This is a genomic window from Burkholderia sp. JPY481 (assembly GCF_038900515.1).
GTDB lineage: Bacteria > Pseudomonadota > Gammaproteobacteria > Burkholderiales > Burkholderiaceae > Paraburkholderia > Paraburkholderia youngii.
Genome location: NZ_JAYMRT010000190.1, coordinates 1 through 255 on the forward strand (window position 1 = coordinate 1; position 255 = coordinate 255).

Annotated in this window: 2 tRNA genes; both read left to right on the forward strand. The window is 58.4% G+C overall.

What is annotated here, in order from left to right:
- Positions 1-5: 5 nt before the first annotated feature.
- Positions 6-82: transfer RNA gene (locus VSR82_RS40275), tRNA-Ile, on the forward strand.
- Positions 83-139: 57 nt separating this feature from the next.
- Positions 140-215 (forward strand) — tRNA-Ala (locus VSR82_RS40280).
- Positions 216-255 lie beyond the last annotated feature (40 nt).

The window sequence follows — 255 nt, forward strand, 5'->3', positions numbered from 1 at the left end:
CTCAGGGGTCTGTAGCTCAGTCGGTTAGAGCACCGTCTTGATAAGGCGGGGGTCGATGGTTCGAATCCATCCAGACCCACCACTGTCTTGTCTGGTGAGCTGGTCGGGTGAGCCCCTCTGGAGTGTGTGCTGTATGACTGGGGGATTAGCTCAGCTGGGAGAGCACCTGCTTTGCAAGCAGGGGGTCGTCGGTTCGATCCCGTCATCCTCCACCAATCCTCAATGCGCAGGGTTCTGCACACATGCAGAGCGTTG